This is a genomic window from Clostridium sp. CCUG 7971 (assembly GCF_017590215.1).
Lineage (GTDB): Bacteria > Bacillota > Clostridia > Peptostreptococcales > Peptostreptococcaceae > Faecalimicrobium.
Genome location: NZ_JAFFPK010000065.1, coordinates 26,971 through 45,410, shown reverse-complemented (window position 1 = coordinate 45,410; position 18,440 = coordinate 26,971). Strand labels below are relative to the sequence as shown.

Below are 18,440 nucleotides of genomic sequence, written 5' to 3'. Positions count from 1 at the left end.
ATTAACACAAGTTTTAAGTATTTTTCTACATTCAAACATATCTATATAAACTTAATTTATCTTAAATTTTGTGTGGATAAAGTCTAAATTTATTATTTAAGTAAATTATAATTATAATTTACTTTCTACCTCTTCTTTAGAGTTTAAGTTTGAAAGTTTTATAAACATTTCCTCATCAACTACTTTAATTCCTAATTCATTAGCCTTTGTTAGCTTAGAACCGGCTTCCTCTCCTGCTAGTACAAATGTTGTTGATTTACTAACACTAGAAGTTGCTTTTGCTCCTCTAGCTTCTATCATTTCTTTAGCATCATTTCTTTTTAGTGTTGGTAAAGTTCCTGTTAATACTATTTTCATGCCATCAAATATTTTAGGTATATTAGAATTTTTATCTTCTATAGTTTTAGTATTAACACCAGCTTTTTTAAGCTTTTCTATTACTTTTATATTTTTATCTTCTTTAAAGAATTCTACAACACTATTAGCCATAGTTTCTCCAAATTCTTCTAGATTAACTAATTCTCCTTCTGATACACTCATAATTTCATCTATATCTTTAAAGTTTTTAGCAAGTATCTTTGCACCTTTTACTCCAACAAATTTTATTCCTAAACCATTTATTAATCTCCATAAATCATTTTCTTTTGATTTTTTTATTGATTTAATTAAATTATTTGCTGATTTATCTCCCATTCTTTCTAGGTTAATTACATCTTCTTTCTTTATGCTATATAAATCTGAAACATCTTCTATTATTTTCTCATTTAATAATAATGTTATTATAGATTCTCCTAATCCATCTATATTCATTGCATCTCTTGATACAAAGTGAATTATCCCTCTTCTTATTTGAGCAGGACAAGACATATTTATACACTTTACAGCAGCTTCTCCCTCTAGTCTAACTGTTGGCTCTGAACATACCGGACAAACATTAGGAATATTAAATTCTATTTCTTCTCCACTACGTTCTTCTTTTATTACTTCTATAACTTGAGGTATTATATCTCCAGCTTTTTGAACTAATACAGTATCATTTATTTTAATATCTTTTTCTTTTATGTAATCTTCATTATGTAATGTTGCTCTACTTACACTAGTTCCAGCAAGTCTTACTGGTTCAAGTACTGCAGTTGGGGTTATAGTTCCAGTTCTACCTACTTCTACTATTATGTCTAAAATTTTTGTTTTCTTCTTTTCTGCTGGGAATTTATAGGCGATTGCCCATCTTGGACTTTTTGCAGTATATCCCATAGATTCTCTTTGTTTAAGGTTATTAACTTTTATAACCATTCCATCTATCTCAAAATCTAGATTTCCTCTATTTTCAGTCCAGTACTCAATATGTTCTATTACATCATCTATATTTTTAAATACCTTATAGTTTGGGCTAACCGAAAATCCTAAATCACTTAAAAATTCTAGAGATTCACTATGGCTTTCAAACTCTAAATTTTGACCATACTCAAGGTTAAATACAAATATATCCAATGGTCTTTTAGCTGTTAATTTTGAGTCTAATTGTCTTAATGAACCTGCTGCAAGATTTCTTGGATTAGCATAAAGGGCAAGTCCTAAATTTTCTTGTTGGTCATTTATCTTTTGGAAGTTTTCTTTTGATATATAAACTTCCCCTCTTACTACTATTTCATTATCCTCTTTTATCTTTAAAGGTATACTTTTTACTGTCATTAAATTTTGAGAAATGTCTTCTCCAACTACTCCATTACCTCTAGTTGCACCTTTTTCAAATTCTCCATCATTATAAGTTAAGCCTACAGATAATCCATCTATTTTAAATTCAACTACATACTCTACATCTGAATCTGCCATATCTCTTACTCTTTTATCAAAATCTTTTAAGCCTTGACTTGAATATGCATTTGATAAACTTAGCATAGGTATTTTATGTACTATTTGATCGAACTTATCTAAAGCCTTTCCTCCAACACGATTGCTTGGAGAATCTACTCTTTTTAAATTTGGATTTTCCTCTTCTAATTTTATTAGCTCTTTAACTAAATTGTCATACTCTGCATCAGATATTTCTGGAGCATCTTGATTATAGTATTTTTCATTATGATAGTTTATTAAATTTATTAGTTCATCTATTCTATTTTCAATATTCATTTTTATCTCACCTCTTTTAAAAATTTGATTCACTTAAGCAACTTATTATAGAATTAGTTTGTGTTGCCAACCATATTATCTATTATTCATCTAATCCATATCAGTTGCTTAAAATTAACTCCATAGTATTATTACCCTTTTATGAATTTAATATATTTTTAGTATATTAATTAATAAAAAGTATTCTATTTAATCCATATTTAAATAAATAGATATTTTATACTACCTTAGTATTATAACAAAAGCTACCTTAAAATTCGGTAGCTTAATAGACATTTTTTATTTTAATAACCTTTTAATATATCAACAACATTATTTAAAGGTTTATTTTCTATATAATTTTTTAAATTATTATAAATAACATTAAATGTTCTTTCTGTATCTTTATCTGATATCCATGAATTGTGAGGTGTTATTATCACATTTTCAAAATCCCATAACTTACTATCTTTGCTTAGCGGCTCTTTTTCAAAGACATCTAATGCTACTCCTCTAAATTTATCTATACAGTCTATTAAATCATTTTCATTGACTATATTTCCTCTACCAATATTTATAAAAATTGATTTATCTTTCATAATTGAAAATTTATCTTTATTAATCATACCTATAGTAGATTTAGTAGCAGGTATAGTTGATACAATCACATCACATTCTTTAAATACATCATTCATATTCTCACTAGAGAAACATCTATCAAAGTATTCTTTATCAGTTCCTTTTGTATTTACACCCCATACTTCTACTCCAAAAGCTTTTAATCTTTTAGCAGCTTCTGTTGCTATAGTACCAGTTCCTATAAATCCTACTCTTTTATCATATAGTTCAAGTAAATCAAATTCTATTTTCCACTTTCTATTTTGCTGATTAGAATACAATTTCATACTATTCTTATAAATTTGTAGTATATACATTATGATCCATTCGCTAATAGGTATGCTATATGCACCTTTGTTATTTGCTAAAACTATATTTCTCTTTAGCACTTCTTCTTTTGGAACTTGGTCTACTCCTACACTAGATGTCTGTATATATTTTAAATTATTAATTTTTGATATATCTAGTGTCTTAAATGGATTATATGTTACTAATACATCCGCTGAATCTGTATCTTCATTATTTTGAATTTTACTTTCTTTATAATAAGTTACTTCATATCCTAAATCTCTAATTTTTTGAAACTTCTCTTCTCCGTAATTATGTGTAAATAGAACTTTCATTTATAATCTCCTCCAATTAAAATATCCTACCATATATAGATATTTTAATATAAAATTAAAAAGTCCTCCAAAATTTGGAGGACTTAATCTATTTTAAAATAAATGCATAAAGACTATGATGTCAAAATGACGAGGTGTGATATACATTTATTTAATAATATTCTATCCACTTTTAGACTATTTATTTGCTTAATATTAATTTGCTCATTAGAAATATTTTCTATTAAGTTTATTGCATAAAATAAAACTAGCTAATTTCAATTTAAAAATAACTAGTTTTATTTTAATTTTATTATTTTTTAGTATCTATTACATTTTGAACTAAAGCTCTACATCTTCCACAAGCAGATCCTGCTCCTATTATTTCTGCTACCTTATCAGTTGTATCCGCTCCATCTTTAACTGCATTAACTACAGTTTCAAGAGAAACTCCTTTACATCCACAAACTGATGCTAATATTTTTTGTATTTCTGGTATACATCTTCCACATCCTGTTCCAGCCCCTGTCATTTCCTTTATTTCATCTACAGTACGAGCGCCCGCTATCATTGCCTTTCTTATATCTATATAACTTACATTTTTACAAAAACACACCATTTGATCTCCAGCCATTTTCATTCTCCTTAATTAATTAAATTTATGTAATTATATTATACCAAATATATCCACAGTTAAACTATTATAAATAATATAGCCTATCTAACACAATCTTTTACTATCTAAGTATTTATATGCAAGTAACAGTAGATTAGTATATAAATAAAAAGCATTGCTAAAAAATTCAACTTTCAGCAATGCTTTTTATTAGTGTAAACACATTTGATTTATAATTAATCTTTTTTTACTAACTTAGCAACACATTCAACATGCATAGTATGTGGGAACATATCTACTGGTTGAATTTCTGTGCATTTATATCCGCGCTCATCTAAATAGTTTAAATCTCTTGCTAAAGTAGACGGATTACAAGAAACATACACAACTCTATCTGGCTTCATAGATATCATTGTATCTAGTACCTTCTCATCGCATCCTTTTCTTGGTGGGTCAACTACCACTACATTAGCTGTTTTTCCTTCTTTATACATTCTAGGAACAACTTCTTCAGCTTTACCTACATAAAATTCTACATTATCCAAGTTATTTAATTTAGCATTTATTTTAGCATCTTTAATAGCATCTTCTACTATCTCTATACCATATACCTTACTAGCTTTTTGAGCTAAGAATAAAGATATAGTTCCTATTCCGCAGTATATATCAAATACAGTATCATTTTCTTTTAAATCCGCATACTCTAATGCTTTATTATATAAAACTTCTGTTTGTATAGGGTTCACTTGGAAAAATGATAAAGGCGATATCTCAAATACTAAATCTCCTATATAATCATTTATTTTTCCTTCTCCAACCACTACTATATTTTCTTTTCCTAATATTACATTCGTTCTCTCTTTATTAACATTAATCACTAGAGTTTTAAAACCAGGTACATTCTCTCTAAGAACTGATGCTAATTCATCTAGATGTGGTAATTTATTATTTTTTGCAACTAATACTACCATAACTTCATTTGTTGTGAATCCTATTTTAGTAACTAAGTGCCTAAGTACTCCTGTATGAGACTTTTCATCATAGATACTTACGTCATATGCATTTATATATGTTTTTATAATTTTAACTATTTTATCATTTACTTCATGTTGTATTATACATTTATCCATAGGTATCACATCATGACTTTTCTTTTTATAAAAACCTATCGCTGGTGCATTATTCATTCTTTGAATAGGGAATTGAGCTTTGTTTCTATATCTTAAAGGCGTATCCATTCCCATAGTATCATGTATTAAAACATTATCTAATTTTCCGATTCTAGTTATAACTTGTTTTACTTCATTTGTTTTTATATCAAGCTGATTTTTATAGTCTAATTCTTGTATTTGACATCCTCCACAATCTTTAAGGCTATCACTACAAGCTCTTTCTACTCTAAAAGGTGATGCATCTATTATTTCTACTATATCACCTACTGCATAGTTTTTTTTAGATTTATTTATTTTAACCTTTATCTTATCTTGTATTAATCCGCCCTCTACAAAAACAGTAAAGCCATCATATTTACCTATTCCAACTCCACCTTGACCTATATCTACTATATCTACTATATATTCTTTTTGTTTTTGAAGCATAGGTTTGTCCTCCGTACATATATTTTTAAAAAAATCTCCAAGAATTAATTTTACCAAAAAAATAAGAGCTTATAAAGCCCTTATATGAATAAATCTCTACTTTTATATCCTCTATATAGCTGTAAACATGCAAATATTAGAAGAACACATCCAAATAATGGTCCTATATATACTAATTTCTCTGCTAGCCCTTGAGCTACTCCACTGTCTACAATTGCTTTAACTGCACCTTGGTAATCTATCTTTACATTTATTCCATATCTTATCCATGTAAAAGATGTCATTAGTGCAACTGGTACTAAACTCATAGTCATATAAAATCCTGTTATTGTCCTTTTCTTTACACCTTTTAATCCCAAATAAATAGGTAAGAAAAATAATACCGGAAGTATAAATCCATAAAATTGAGGTGATAGTGCTAGAAATAATATTGCACTAAATAAAAAACTTGTTATGTATTTTCTTAAGTAATTAGTTTTACCTTCAAAGTCACATAATGATGCTTTTAAATATCTTATATAAACTTCTATATTAGTTTCTAACTTATTCTTGTCTTTTAATGACTTTACATCTTTTATAAGCTCTATTCCTTTTGAATTTAATTGATTATATTGATTTTTCATGCCATCTGGCACATTAATATTATCGTATTTATCATATATCTTAGCTAAATCAGATTTATATTTTTGTTTTTTATTATCTTTTATTATCTTAGATTTTCCTATTTCTAATTTTAATTGCTTTATTGTACTCATAACTAAATTTGAACTCATTTAAATCCCCCCTTTAAGTATATAATACTATACTCAATCTTATTTTATCAGAAAATTTCTAATTTTTTATAATCACTTTTTATATAAAAACCCTACCTGTTTTAAGTAGGGTTTTTATGAATTTATCTTTGATCTTTTACTATTTTTCTCATTGATATACCTATACAGGTAAATATGGTAACCCATATTGTCCCCATAAATACCCATGCTGCACCTGTCATATAATCACCCTCCTACTTTTTATGGAGTTTACTTATTTTTCTCCTTATCTCTTACTTTATTAGAATCTATTTCATCTTTATATTTTTTCTTTATTGATCTATATGATTGTATAAATCCTATTAATAGTACTCCAAATACTACAGCTCTACCTAAATTAACCCAAACAGCAAACTCTGGTATTTGAGCTATATAGCTAGGGACTGCTTTAAAGTTACCAGCAATCCAGTAATCCCTTGTGAAGAATAATAAGAATGTTATTATTGTAATTGGAGTTAAGAATTGATGGAATAATCTAAAGAACCATTTAGGTACTTTCCATAATCCACCTCTATTCATTTCATCAAGTGCTTTATCTTTAACGCACCATCCAATTACTATTATTTCTATTAATCCTAAAACTATTAATAAATAGTTACCTATCCAGTTATCAACTTCTGTAAAGTATATTAAATTAGAGCTTTGAGTCAATATTGATTCTAATGCTATAGGAGCTCCAACTATTAAGTATCCAATAAATACTATCCAAGCACCTTTTTTTCTTTCGATTCCAGCATCTTCCTCTAATAATGCAACTAAATAATTATACATTGCTATAGCAGATGTTATACCAGCAAAGAATAATAATAGGAACCACATCGCTCCAAATATTCCTCCACCAGTCATTGTGCTAAATACATTTGGTAGTGCCATAAATGCTAAACCTATACTTCCCTTTATACCTTCTGGTCCTAAAAATGCATAAGCTATAGGTATAACAGCCGTTCCTCCTAATATTACTTCTGCAAATTCGTTTAATGATACTGTTGCTACAGATGCAGTTACTATGTCTTCATCTGGTTGTAGATATGAAGCGTAATTGTGAATTATACCCATTCCTAAAGATAGTGTGAAGAATATTTGACCCGCTGCAGCTATTGCAGAACCCCATGATAATTGGCTAAAATCTGGATTCCATATAAAGTTAAGTCCTGCTAGTGAACTCCAATCAGGGTTAACAGGTGAACCTAAAGTTAATGCTCTAATACCCAGTATTATACCGAATACATAAAGTACAGGCATCATTACTTTAGCCCAAGATTCTATCCCTTTTTGTATACCTTTCATTACCGCAACTGCTAGGAAAAGCAATGCTATAACCCAAAATATTAAATTTTTGGGATCTTGTATATATGCACTAAAGAAACCACCTGGATCTGCGTTATACCCTCCTGTAAGAGAATTAAATGCAAATCCTAGTGACCATCCTATTATGTGGTTGTAATAAGAGTTGACTAATATTGTAACCCCAAACGCTATCATTCCGCATAAAGCTCCAACTATAATTGCCTTTTTCGGCTTCATAGCCTGTTTTGCTTGTAAGTACATCATTGGACCTAATGTACCATGACCATATTTCCCACCGTAACGACCGATACTCCATTCTACTAGCATTACAGGTATACCTATAACGATTAGTGCAAAGAAGTATGGTATCATAAATGCTCCTCCACCATTTGAAGCAGCTACATATGGGAACCTCCAGAAATTCCCTAATCCAACAGCATTACCTGCCATTGCTAATATAAGACCTATTTTTGAACCCCAGTTCTCTCTACTTTCTGTCATTAACTCTCCCTCCTCTTTTTTTCATATTCAAACTAATCTCTATAATTTTTTATTTAATTTGAATATTCTGACTATTCATTTTATAAAAGAGCCACTAAGCATTTTAAGACTTAGCGGCCATTTATACTACTTATAAAATATAGTAGCATCATATTATATTTTTTTCAAGCTATTTTTTAAATTTTCTGAAAAATACATTATTTTATAATACTCTTGTAGAACCTCTGTATACTACACCTCTTGCTGCATCAACAGTTACTACTTCACCATTCTTTACTAAGTTAGTTATGTTTGTTACAGATACTATAACAGGCTTATCTAAGTTTAATCCTACTATTGCTGCATGAGAAGTCATTCCGCCATCTTCTGTTACTATAGCAGATGATTTTTCTATATAAGGGTTCATTTCTATATCAGTCATAGTAGTAACTAATATATCTCCCTCATTAAAATCTTTACACTCTTCTCCACTCTTGATTATACGGACTTTACCTTCTACTGTTTTAGCTCCTACACCTATACCTTGAGCCATTTCTTCACTTATTACATGTACTTTTATTAAGTTAGTAGTTCCACTTACACCAACTGGTACTCCAGCAGTTATAACTACTAATTCTCCATTATTTATATATTTAGCTTCTTTAGCTGCTTCTATAGAATTTTCTATAACTTCATCTGTATTTCCTGCTTCTGATGATTTAATAGAGTATACACCCCAAGTAAGAGCTAATCTTCTCATTATTTTTTCATCATTTGTAGTTGCTATTATAGGGCACTTAGGTCTAAATTTAGAAACCATTCTTGCAGTATATCCTGAAGAAGTTGAAGTTATTATTGAAGATGCATCTAAATCTACTGCTGTTGTACAAGTTGCATGGCTTATTGCGTCTGTAACTGTATTATTATTTTTTCCGTTTGCTTTTAATATAGCATCATAGTCTAGTGTTTCTTCTGTTCTTTTAGCTATAGTAGCCATAGTCTTAACAGCTTCTACCGGATATTTACCAGCAGCAGTTTCCCCTGATAACATTATTGCATCAGTTCCATCATATATAGCATTTGCAACATCTGTAACTTCTGCTCTAGTAGGTCTTGGGTTCCTAATCATAGAATCAAGCATTTGAGTAGCAGTTATTACAGGTTTTGCTAATTCATTACATTTTTTTATCATCATTTTTTGAACTATTGGAATTTCTTCTGTAGGTATTTCAACACCTAAGTCTCCTCTAGCAACCATTATACCATCAGATACTTTTAATATCTCATCTATATTATCTACACCTTCTTGGTTTTCTATTTTAGATATTATTTGTATATCTGTAGCATTGTTTTCTTCTAATATTTCTCTTATCGCTAATACATCTGATGCTTTTCTTACGAATGATGCTGCTATATAGTCTATTCCTTGGCTTATACCGAATTCTATATCACTTCTATCTTTAGGCGTTATAGCTGGTAAATTTATTTTTACACCAGGTACATTTACACCTTTATGATTTTTAACTATTCCTGAGTTTTCAACAACACAAACGATATCATCACCATTTACTTCTTGAACTTTAAGTCCAACTAATCCATCATCGATTAATATAGTATCCCCTGATTTAACATCATTTGCAAGACCCTTGTAACTTACTGTACACATTTCTTTAGTTCCCATAACTTCTTTCATAGTTATAGTGAATTTTTTACCTTCTTCTAGAAGAACTTCTGGTTGATCAAAGTTTCCAGTTCTTATTTCAGGTCCTTTAGTATCTAATAAAAGAGCTACTGGTTGATTTAATTTTTCTCTAACTTTTTTAGCTAGATCTAATCTCCCCTTGTGTTCTTCATGAGATCCATGTGAAAAGTTAAATCTACAAACATTTAACCCATTTTCAACTAGTTGAGTTAAAGTTTCCTCTTTGTCTGATGCTGGTCCTAATGTACAAACTATTTTAGTCCTCTTAATATTCTTTAACATATATTTACCCTCCTATTGTTATATAGATAGTATTTTTGCCATTTCATAAGTATTTTTATCAAAATCTCTATTCATTGCTAAAGCTTCATTTATTTCCATATCAATTATCTTATTATCTTTTATACCTACTACCTTTGCAGCTTTTCCATCTAAAAGCAATTCTACTGCTCTAACTCCCATTCTACTAGCTAGTATTCTATCAAATGCAGTTGGGCTTCCGCCTCTTTGTACGTGACCTAAAACAGTAACTCTTAAATCTGCTCCTGTATTTTCAACTATTTCTCTTCCTAAATCTTGTGCATTTCCTACACCTTCAGCTAGTACTATAATGCTGTGTCTCTTACCTCTTTTTTGAGTTGTTTTTAATCTATTACATACATCTTCTACTTTGAAATCTACCTCTGGCACTATTATAGTTTCCGCTCCACCTGCAAGACCTGCATATAAAGCTAAATCTCCACAGTGTCTTCCCATTACTTCTACTATGTTAACCCTTTCATGAGATGAAGATGTATCCCTTATTTTACCTATTGCATCTATAACAGTATTCATAGCTGTATCAAATCCTATTGTATAATCTGTGTAAGCTAAATCATTATCTATAGTTCCTGGAAGACCTATAGCTGGGAATCCTAATTCACTTAACTTTAAAGCTCCATTAAACGATCCATCTCCACCTATAACAACTAAACAGTCTATGCCATATTTTTTTAACATTTTTACCCCTAATAATCTTCCTTCTTCTGTTTTAAATTCTTCACATCTAGAAGATTTTAGTATAGTTCCACCTCTATGTATAATATCTCCAACAGAGGATAAATTCATTTCTTTTATATCCTCTTCTATTAATCCTTTGTATCCTCTGTTAATTCCGTATACTTTACATCCATAGTATATTGCAGATCTTACTACAGCTCTAATAGCTGCATTCATTCCTGGAGCATCTCCTCCACTTGTCAATATTCCTATAGTTTTCATAGTGTTACCTCCTAATTATCTATTTTAGTAACATAGGGTCTTTTTTTGTCCCCCTATTAATTTTTCATCCCATCAAAGATAAAAAAATTAGAACTGTTAAAATATCCATTTTTTCATATTATACCATAATCTGAAAAACTTTTTCATATTATTATATAATTTTTTACTTTTAAAGTTCTAATTTTTTTAATATTATTTCTTAATTTTTATATCTTCTTTAGATAGTATTTTTTCTAACTTTTTAATTAATTCTTCAGACGTTTTTACTAATAGCCCATTGTATTTATACATTTGTTTTGAATCTTGGGCATATAAAAATATATTTTCACTTCCTGGATAAAGTTTCAAAATATCAACTATATTATCAATAAGTGGTTTATTGTTAAAGCTATCTATTTTTAAATATAGTCCTAACTTAGAATTATTATTACTATTACTATTATTTTGATTGTTATACGTGTTTCTAGATTTATATCTACTATCTTCAAATTCAGACTTATCATTTATATCTTTAAACTCTCTTGCTATTAGTTTTGGACTCTCATCTTCTTTTATGCTTAAAGTTCCTTTTACATATATAATATTATCTTCATTTAAAATATTATTATATCGTTGTAATAATTGAGGGAATACTATTATTTCTATTGTTCCATATAAATCTTCTAATTCTAAAAATGCCATTATATCATTTCTTTTAGTAGTTTTTATGGTTTTATTGACAATCATCCCACCCATTATAACTTCTCTTTCGTCTAAACTAACATAAGATTCTTCATCTTCCCTTAAGGAATTTAGTTTTCCGTTATCTATAGACGTATTTATTTGTAATTCTTCTTTAAATTCAGCTAATGGATGTCCACTTACATACATACCTAATACTTCTTTTTCTAAGTTAAGCCTTTCTCTTTCTTCAAATTCCTTCAGTTTTTTAATTACACTTACCTCTTGAAAATCTTGACTTTCTTCAGTTGACGAAAAAGCATCGAACAATGATATTTGGCCTTGAATATTTTTCTTTCTATCCATAGATATACTGTCTAGTAAACTTTCATATCCAGCCATTAAACTTGCTCTATTTTCACTTATTTCATCAAATGCTCCACATTTGATTAAACTCTCTATACATCTTTTATTAGTATCTTTTGAGTCTAATCTTTTTGCTAAGTCACCAAAATCCTTAAAGTAACCATTAGTTTCTCTTTCATTTATTATGTTATTAATTATATTTACACCAACATTTTTTACTGCTGCTAGTCCAAATCTAATATTATTTCCTTCAACAGAGAATTTTGCAAAACTTTTATTTATATCTGGCTTTAAAATATCTATTTTTAAAGCACTACATTCTCTTATATATTCCACAACTTTATCTGTATTACCCATTACACTTGTAATAAGTGCTGCCATAAATTCTACTGGATAATATGCTTTTAAATATGCTGTTTGATATGATAAAACTCCATATGCCGCAGCATGTGATTTATTAAATGCATACTTTGCAAAATCTATCATATCATCAAATATTTTATCAGCTATATCTTCTGGAACTCCATTTCTTACGCATCCAGCAATTTCTATATTACCATTTTCGTCTTCTTTACCATGGATGAAATATCTTCTTTCCTCTTCCATAACATCCATTTTCTTTTTACCCATGGCTCTTCTAACCAAGTCACTACGACCATAACTATATCCACCTAAATCTCTAACTACCTGCATTACCTGCTCTTGATAAACTAAACATCCATAGGTAACATCCATTATAGGTTTTAACTTATCATGTAAGTATTTTACATGCTGTGGGTTATTTTTATTGTCTATATAAGTTGGTATAGAGTCCATTGGTCCTGGTCTATATAAAGAAATTCCCGCTACTATATCTTCAAAGTTGTCTGGTCTTAGTTGTTTCATGAAACTTCTCATACCAGCACTTTCTAGCTGGAACACTCCTAGTGTGTTTCCTGATGATAATAATTCATATACTTTCGGATCATCATCACCCATTTTAGAAAAATCTATTTTTTTATTATGATTTTTTTCTATTAGTTCTAATGCATCTCTAATTACAGTAAGAGTTCTAAGTCCTAGAAAATCCATTTTAAGTAAGCCTAGTTCTTCTAGTGTAGTCATTGTAAATTGCGTTGTTATAGCATCTTGATGTTTGTATAACGGAACATATTCATCTACTGGATTTTTGGATATAACTACACCTGCTGCATGAGTTGAAGCATGTCTAAGCATTCCTTCTATCTGCTTAGATATATCTATGGTTTCACGAGTTTCCTTATCTTGATCATATAAATCTTTTAAATTTGGATTGGTATCTAGTGCTTTATCTATTGTCATTCCAAGTGCAAAAGGTATTTCTTTTGCTATCTTATCAACCTTATTATAAGGTATATCAAGAACTCTACCAACATCTCTTATGGCAGCTTTAGCTCCCATAGTTCCAAATGTTATGATTTGGGCAACATGGTCTTCTCCATATTTTCTTTTTACATAATCTATAACTTCTTCTCTTCTCTCATAACAGAAATCTATATCTATATCGGGCATAGATACACGTTCTGGATTTAAAAAACGCTCAAATAAAAGAGAATACTTTATAGGGTCTATATCTGTAATCTTAAGAGTATACGCAACTATTGAACCTGCTGCACTACCTCTTCCAGGTCCAACCATTATATTATTTTTCTTTGAAAAGTTTATAAAATCCCATGTTATAAGGAAATATTCTACATATCCCATTCTCTCTATTACATCTAACTCATAATTAAGTCTATCTATAACATCTTGACTTGGATTTTCATATCTTTCCTCTAAACCTTTAAAACACAATTCTCTTAAATAACTATCCGTATTATATCCATTAGGTACTTCATATTGAGGAAGATGTATAGTATTAAAATCAAATTCAATATTACATCTTTCTGCTATTTTAACTGTATTTTCTACAGCTTCTAATGCATATGGAAATAATTCTTCCATTTCATCTCTAGATTTTAAATAAAATTCATCACTACCAAATCTCATTCGATTTGGGTCATTTACAGTTTTCCCCATTTGTATACACATAAGCACATCATGTATTTTTGCATCTTCTTTATTTACATAATGAACATCATTTGTTGCTACTAATGGAATTCCCGTCTCTTTTGATAGTTTTACAAGGCCTGAATTTACTTCTCTTTGTTCTGGTAAGTTGTGATCTTGTATTTCTAAATAAAAATTCTCTTCTCCAAATATATCTCTATACTCTAAAGCTTTACTTTTTGCTTTGTCATAATTTCTGTCCATAAGAGCTTGAGATACATCACCTGCTAGACAAGCAGATAAAGCTATTATTCCATCATTATATTTCTTTAATTCATCCATATCTACTCTTGGCTTATAATAAAACCCTTCTACATAAGATGTAGATACCAATTTAATTAAATTTTTATAACCATCCATATTTTTAGCTAATAAAATTAAATGCCCTTGTCTTTTATCATAATTTGGGTCTTTATCTTTTAATGTACGAGGTGCTGTGTATACTTCACATCCTACTATAGGTTTTATTCCTTCTTTTTTAGCTGTTTTATAAAAATCTATAACACCAAACATACATCCATGGTCTGTTATAGCAATTGAACTCATATTTAATTCTTTAGCTCTACCTACTAGTTTCTTTATTCTTGAGAAACCATCAAGTAAACTGTATTCTGTATGAACATGAAGATGAACAAAATCTTTATTCATCAAATCACCTCCTATCTTATGATATAATTTTACCACAAAAGTATATTATAAAACAAAGTTCAACACTTTATATAAAATTTGACATAATTACTTTTAATACTACATTATCTTGAATAAATTATTGCAATATAAATAGAGGATTATATTGTAATATAACCCCCTATTTATAATTATTTATCTCTTAATCTATTAGCAATTTCTTCTATTTTTCTTAGCCTATGATTTACTCCTGATTTTCCTATAGGAGGACTTAACATTTCTCCTAATTCTTTTAATGTCATGTCTTCATATTCTACTCTAAGGCTAGCTATTTCTTGCAAATTTTCTGGTAAACTGCTTATTCCTATTGTATTTTGTATTAACTTAATATTTTCTACTTGCCTAACAGCTGCATTAACTGTTTTCGAAAGGTTTGCCGTTTCACAATTAACAATACGATTAACATTATTTCTCATTTCTTTGACTACTTTAATGTTTTGTAAGCTTAATAAGGCTTGATGAGCTCCTATTATACTAAGTAAATCTGATATTTGCTCACTTTCTTTTAGATAGACAACATAATTATTTTTTCTAGATACTATCTTAGAATTAAATCCTAAAGAATTTATAAGCTCTTTTAAAGATTCTGCAAAATCTTCATTGTTAGTTACAAACTCCATATGGTATGTTTTACCAGGATCACTTATGGACCCTCCTCCAAGAAATGCTCCTCTTATAAACGACCTTGCACACTCATCGTGTTGTATAAGGTTTGTAGGTACTTTATTCAAAGTATAAAATTGATCTCCTGGAGCTAGTATTCCTAATTCCTTTAACAACTTTTCAGCTCCCATTTCACTTGTAACCATTAAAACATAACTATTATTTCTCTTTAGCATTTGGTTCTTATTTACTGAAATTGTCGTGTTGATTCCAAAGTTTTGTTTTAATAATTTAAATGCTTTACGAGCTATTGAGTTTAATTCCGTTGTTATTTTAAGATTTAATTTCTTATACCCTGCAATTTGTATACTTCCTGCTAACCTAACTATAGCAGCTAGTTCAGTTACATTACAGCAATGGTTTTCAGATGAAATCCTTGCTAATTCATTCTTTGTTTCAGCTGAAAAAGACATATCTATCACCTATTAACTAGTTCTTTTTTGATCTTTTTTTTATTTCTTGTAGTGCTACTTTTATTATTTCTTTTTCATCATCATATCTTGCTAAATCTACTACTCTATCTAAGTGTATAAATTTAGCATCGATGAATCCTTCCTCTTTTTGAGGTACTGTATCCATGCCTCTTGCTTGCATTAAATACCAAAAAACTGTTTTATGAACTGCCCTATTTTCATCCCAGTTTTCTTTAAAAGTATAATGTATTTCTCCTAAATACTTTAGTATATCCGCTTTTACTCCAGTTTCTTCTAGTACTTCTCTCAACGCTGCTTCTTGTCTGTTTTCTCCTTCTTCTACTTTACCTTTTGGCAAAACCCAATCTCCGTTGAATTTTCTAAGTAAAAGTATAGCGTTACCAAAAAGTACTACACCACCGGCACTAACCTCTTCTCTCATAGATGTTCACTCCTTAAAACTAACATAATAATAAGGATTTCTACATAAATTTTTAAAATCCTTTTTTACTTGCTTGTGTCATTTTTATGACTTAGTGCCAAATTAACTACTATATTAGCAATATAATTTGCATCATGCCTAATATAATTGCTTTTTATTTCAATTAAATTTTCTTCTATAGCTTTTATCCCCATACTTTTTAAAACATCTTTTTGAGTTTTATCTAGTATAACTTGTTTTGCACCATCCCTTTGATATATTTCAAAAATATCAATAGGTAATACTTCATTATTAGTTATTACATAGTCTACTATATTTTCATTAGCATGTTTTACTATAGCATTTATATGATCTAATACATTGTAGTCATCTGTTTCTCCTGGTTGAGTCATTATATTAGATATATATACTTTAGGAGCACTAGATTTTTTAATAGCATCCACTACACCCTCGACCAATAAGTTTGGTATTATACTCGTGTATAAACTTCCTGGACCCATTATAATTATATCAGCATCTGCAATAGAATTGATTACTTCATCTAAAGGTTTTGCATCTATTGGATCTAAGTATACTCTATCTATACAACTTTTTTGAGTCTTTACTTCATTAGGTATACTTGATTCTCCTTTTACAAATTCTCCATTTTTAAGTTTAGCAATTAAGTTTATATCTTCTAATGTTATAGGCAGTACTCTACCTGTTATAGCAAATATTTCACTCATTTTATAAACTGCTAGTTCAAAATTTTCATATAATCCATTCATTGCTGCTAAAAATAGATTTCCAAAACTTTGACCTTTTAAAGCACCTTCTGTAAATCTATATTTCATAACCTCATTCATAGTTGGCTCTATATTAGCTAAAGCCAGCAAACAGTTCCTTATATCTCCTGGCGGTAGCATACCTAAGTCTTCCCTTAATATACCTGAACCTCCACCATCATCTGCAACAGTAACTACTGCGGTTATATTTTGCGTAAAATGCTTAAGACCTCTTAAGAAAATTGATTGGCCTGTTCCTCCACCAATTACCACTACTTTTGGCCCTTTATATTCTTTAGATTTAATATGCAAAGATTGATTTTTTTCTCTCTTTATTTTTTTATATAAATATAGAGATATAAAAAGGGCAATCCATCCTGTTACACCTATGCCTATAAGTATACTTGTCATTTTTTCCTCCAAATTATCTTAGCATAGAGTCCCTATGTTTTTTTACCACTCTATATCCTTTTTTACTTAATTCTTCATATATAAGGTTAGATATAGTTACAGATCTATGTCTTCCACCTGTACAACCAATCCCTATCACTATATGGTGTTTTCCTTCTTCAATATATTGAGGTATTAAAAACTCTATCATATCTTTAAGTTTTTCGTAGAACTCCTCACTTACTTTAGAGTTCATTACATAATCCCTAACATCTTGCTCATCTCCAGTTTTAGGTCTTAGTTCTTCTACATAATATGGGTTTGGAAGAAATCTTACATCAAATAATAAATCACAATCTGATGGTATTCCATGTTTAAATCCAAAAGAAACTACTGATATAGTCAAATTAGGATTTTCTTCTCCAACAGAATATATTTTACTAACTTCTTCTTTAAGATCTTTAGGTTTCATATTTGTTGTATCTATTATACAATTTGATATTTCCTTTAAAGGCTCCATTATACGTCTTTCCATTTTTATACCTTCAGGTATCTGTATGTCTATAGATAATGGATGATTTCTCCTTGTCATTTTATACCTTTTTAATAATACATCATCTGCACACTCTAAATATAATATTTCATATTTATAGTTTTGTTCTTGAAGGTAGTTTAAACTTTCATGAAGTTCTTTAAAAAACTTTCTACCTCTTATATCTATACCTAAAGCAACTTTATCAATACTTGAATTAGGCTGATAACAAAGTTCTGCAAATTTAGTTATTAGGGCAGGAGGTAAGTTGTCTACACAATAAAATCCCATGTCCTCTAAAGCCCTCATAGTTTCACTTTTCCCTGATCCTGAAAGACCTGTTACTATTACGAATTTCATCTTTTCTCCCCC

13 protein-coding genes are annotated in these 18,440 nt (G+C 29.3%); all 13 read right to left on the bottom strand.

Translation table 11 applies throughout. The features are described 5' to 3' along the window. Nucleotides 1-111: 111 nt before the first annotated feature. Nucleotides 112-2,130 (bottom strand): NAD-dependent DNA ligase LigA, encoded by a 2,019-nt coding sequence (gene ligA, locus JWF52_RS09150; protein WP_208333266.1) that lies wholly within the window; start codon nt 2,128-2,130, stop codon nt 112-114. Between the two features lie 284 nt (nt 2,131-2,414). Continuing rightward, on the bottom strand, nt 2,415-3,350 hold the full coding sequence (locus JWF52_RS09145; RefSeq protein WP_208333265.1) for a phosphoglycerate dehydrogenase: 936 nt from the start codon (nt 3,348-3,350) through the stop codon (nt 2,415-2,417). A gap of 292 nt (nt 3,351-3,642) precedes the next feature. Then, nucleotides 3,643-3,963 carry a (2Fe-2S)-binding protein gene (locus tag JWF52_RS09140; RefSeq protein WP_208333264.1) on the bottom strand — a complete coding sequence of 107 codons (321 nt, stop codon included), beginning with the start codon at nt 3,961-3,963 and terminating at the stop codon, nt 3,643-3,645. Between the two features lie 218 nt (nt 3,964-4,181). Next, the gene (gene rlmD, locus JWF52_RS09135) at nt 4,182-5,543 is read right to left on the bottom strand and encodes a 23S rRNA (uracil(1939)-C(5))-methyltransferase RlmD (RefSeq protein ID WP_208333263.1); all 1,362 of its coding nucleotides are present in this window, start codon (nt 5,541-5,543) and stop codon (nt 4,182-4,184) included. Nucleotides 5,544-5,623: 80 nt separating this feature from the next. Further along, a complete protein-coding gene (locus tag JWF52_RS09130; protein WP_208333262.1) occupies nt 5,624-6,316 on the bottom strand; it encodes a hypothetical protein in 693 nt (230 codons plus the stop codon). Nucleotides 6,317-6,565: 249 nt separating this feature from the next. Continuing rightward, a complete protein-coding gene (locus JWF52_RS09125; protein WP_208333261.1) occupies nt 6,566-8,143 on the bottom strand; it encodes a sodium:neurotransmitter symporter family protein in 1,578 nt (525 codons plus the stop codon). 202 nt (nt 8,144-8,345) lie between these two features. Beyond that, nucleotides 8,346-10,094, bottom strand: coding sequence for a pyruvate kinase (pyk, locus tag JWF52_RS09120; RefSeq protein WP_502711251.1), 1,749 nt, complete (start codon nt 10,092-10,094; stop codon nt 8,346-8,348). Nucleotides 10,095-10,124: 30 nt separating this feature from the next. Further along, the gene (pfkA, locus tag JWF52_RS09115) at nt 10,125-11,084 is read right to left on the bottom strand and encodes a 6-phosphofructokinase (protein WP_208333259.1); all 960 of its coding nucleotides are present in this window, start codon (nt 11,082-11,084) and stop codon (nt 10,125-10,127) included. A 192-nt stretch (nt 11,085-11,276) separates the two neighbouring features. Next, nucleotides 11,277-14,825 carry a DNA polymerase III subunit alpha gene (locus JWF52_RS09110; protein WP_208333258.1) on the bottom strand — a complete coding sequence of 1,183 codons (3,549 nt, stop codon included), beginning with the start codon at nt 14,823-14,825 and terminating at the stop codon, nt 11,277-11,279. A 170-nt stretch (nt 14,826-14,995) separates the two neighbouring features. After that, a complete protein-coding gene (whiA, locus tag JWF52_RS09105; RefSeq protein ID WP_208333257.1) occupies nt 14,996-15,940 on the bottom strand; it encodes a DNA-binding protein WhiA in 945 nt (314 codons plus the stop codon). A 16-nt stretch (nt 15,941-15,956) separates the two neighbouring features. After that, nucleotides 15,957-16,382 (bottom strand): NUDIX hydrolase, encoded by a 426-nt coding sequence (locus tag JWF52_RS09100; protein ID WP_042275935.1) that lies wholly within the window; start codon nt 16,380-16,382, stop codon nt 15,957-15,959. Between the two features lie 65 nt (nt 16,383-16,447). Next, nucleotides 16,448-17,557, bottom strand: a complete 1,110-nt coding sequence (mgfK, locus tag JWF52_RS09095; RefSeq protein WP_208333256.1) for a gluconeogenesis morphogenetic factor MgfK — start codon at nt 17,555-17,557, stop codon at nt 16,448-16,450. Nucleotides 17,558-17,570: 13 nt separating this feature from the next. Continuing rightward, nucleotides 17,571-18,428, bottom strand: a complete 858-nt coding sequence (gene rapZ, locus JWF52_RS09090) for an RNase adapter RapZ (RefSeq protein ID WP_208333255.1) — start codon at nt 18,426-18,428, stop codon at nt 17,571-17,573. Nucleotides 18,429-18,440 lie beyond the last annotated feature (12 nt).

Bases quoted from the DNA above. Each gene is read 5' to 3' on its own strand.
- ligA (WP_208333266.1), bottom strand. From the start codon at position 2,130: ATGAATATTGAAAATAGAATAGATGAACTAATAAATTTAATAAACTAT.
- JWF52_RS09145 (WP_208333265.1), bottom strand. From the start codon at position 3,350: ATGAAAGTTCTATTTACACATAATTACGGAGAAGAGAAGTTTCAAAAA.
- JWF52_RS09140 (WP_208333264.1), bottom strand. From the start codon at position 3,963: ATGGCTGGAGATCAAATGGTGTGTTTTTGTAAAAATGTAAGTTATATA.
- rlmD (WP_208333263.1), bottom strand. From the start codon at position 5,543: ATGCTTCAAAAACAAAAAGAATATATAGTAGATATAGTAGATATAGGT.
- JWF52_RS09130 (WP_208333262.1), bottom strand. From the start codon at position 6,316: ATGAGTTCAAATTTAGTTATGAGTACAATAAAGCAATTAAAATTAGAA.
- JWF52_RS09125 (WP_208333261.1), bottom strand. From the start codon at position 8,143: ATGACAGAAAGTAGAGAGAACTGGGGTTCAAAAATAGGTCTTATATTA.
- pfkA (WP_208333259.1), bottom strand. From the start codon at position 11,084: ATGAAAACTATAGGAATATTGACAAGTGGAGGAGATGCTCCAGGAATG.
- JWF52_RS09110 (WP_208333258.1), bottom strand. From the start codon at position 14,825: ATGAATAAAGATTTTGTTCATCTTCATGTTCATACAGAATACAGTTTA.
- whiA (WP_208333257.1), bottom strand. From the start codon at position 15,940: ATGTCTTTTTCAGCTGAAACAAAGAATGAATTAGCAAGGATTTCATCT.
- JWF52_RS09100 (WP_042275935.1), bottom strand. From the start codon at position 16,382: ATGAGAGAAGAGGTTAGTGCCGGTGGTGTAGTACTTTTTGGTAACGCT.
- mgfK (WP_208333256.1), bottom strand. From the start codon at position 17,557: ATGACAAGTATACTTATAGGCATAGGTGTAACAGGATGGATTGCCCTT.
- rapZ (WP_208333255.1), bottom strand. From the start codon at position 18,428: ATGAAATTCGTAATAGTAACAGGTCTTTCAGGATCAGGGAAAAGTGAA.